2 protein-coding genes are annotated in these 1,713 nt (G+C 57.3%); both read right to left on the minus strand.

Annotated features, from left to right (window positions below):
- Positions 1–595, minus strand: a 595-nt coding sequence (locus AC2FNC_RS20730) for an alpha/beta hydrolase (RefSeq protein WP_496716566.1), incomplete at its 3' end; no start/stop codon positions are given.
- 264 nt (positions 596–859) lie between these two features.
- On the minus strand, positions 860–1,713 hold an 854-nt coding region (locus tag AC2FNC_RS20735), incomplete at its 5' end, for a helix-turn-helix domain-containing protein (RefSeq protein WP_496716568.1).

Raw genomic sequence — 1,713 nt, forward strand, 5'->3', positions numbered from 1 at the left:
GATAACGTCGCGAGGCCAGCGCCGATTCCTGATCACGGAAATAGGCCAGCGTATTTGGGGTTGCTGTCCAGTTGTAACTGATGAAAGCGCCCTGATAGCCCAGAAAATGCTGCAACTGGCTTGAGACTAGGGTGGAATAGTCGAAGTCCACATTATAGCCGTGGATGTAGATGAAAATGTCCTTGTTGGCCGATTGCGCCAACTGCGCATTAATTTGTGACGCAAAACGGCGACCGGCGGCTTCAACTTCGACACGGCTGGGTGGGGTATCCATGTATTTGATTGCGCTGAACGGCAAGATGCCGGTCTCGGCCACGCCCACCACACGCAGCCTATAGTCCTGATCCCGCGCCGCGGCGAGTGTTATGCGCCGTGCATTTTCCCAGCTTTCAAGCGGCGGGTCCGACGCAACCTGCGCGACACCCGCCCGCAGCACTTGCCCCCGTGCGTTATTGTAGCTTTTCTGTGGGTCGTCCGGTCCTGCGGGCTGGCGGTCTGTTGCGTAAAACAGTCGCGCCCGCGACTCGAAATTGCCCTCGGTCACATCCTCGAATGGATCAAGCGTGCCATCAGCAAAGACCGTTGGCGAAGGCATAATGTCAATTTCATTGTAGGTTTTCGCTGCACACCCAGTCAGGGCGACACAGATCAATAGCCACCAAAACCTACGCATCAGACCCTTAACGCTCCGTCATATTCCGGCCGCTTTGTGAATTTGCGGCACAAGATTTCACACATTTCTTTTGCAAATAGTCCGACATTGGCAATCGTTTATTGCCACGCGCGACCATAAGTATCAGCCGCAAATTGGGTGCGGTTTCGATGCCCGGCACCCGCACCGGGCACGACCTCGATGGGTCTAGTCTGCCAAAACCGGGTCAGATCCTGCGCGTTGCTGGGTTCGATAGAGAGAGGGCGAAACGCCTGTCCAGCGGTTGAAGGCGCGTCGGAAGCTGCGGGGATCTTTATAGCCAAGCGTACTGGCGATCTGGTCAATAGACCTGTCGGTCTGGGTCAGCAAATGCTGTGCCTTGCTTTTTGCAAAGCGGGTTTGGACGGCGTTGAAGGACGTGCCTTCCTGACGCAGCGCGCGCTGCAGGGTTCGCGGCCCTATTGCAAGATGGCTTGCCACGGTATCCTCTGACATATCCGCGTTTGCGACAGTGATCTGCAATATCTGTTCCACTGCATCCCCAATGGTCTGCACAGGATTAACGCCCATCAACGCCGCCAGATCATCAAGATCAATGTTCGCGTCCAGACTGCGGGGCGAAGGGTTGCGCGTTTGCAAATCGCCCAGTCGGATGGCAATACCGGGCGGGCTGTCCCGAAGACGCACGGGGGCGCCAATCATCTCTTCGATCTTCGGGACATCGACTCGCGCCTCATGTGGCAGTTCAATCCAGTCCGGGTGCCAGCCTTCGCCCAGAAAGTGGCGGATGACGGTAGCGAGGACAAACACCGAGCCTTCGTCCAGATGTTTGTGACCCATGACCGTCAGCCCGACTGCACTGCGCCCGACCACGACATGGGTCTCGGTCTGACGAAATACGATCTCTGAACCTGGGTGTATCAGCAAGAACGCCCGTGCCCCGCGCGCCAGCGCGGTAGCCAGATCAGGCGCGCTCAGCACAAAACTTGAATACGCGCCGTAACGCGCGTAATCGAATTTGCGGCCAATCCGGGCACCAAGAAGCCTGTCGCCCATCGCAC

Source organism: Ruegeria sp. BHSA123, from assembly GCF_059613425.1.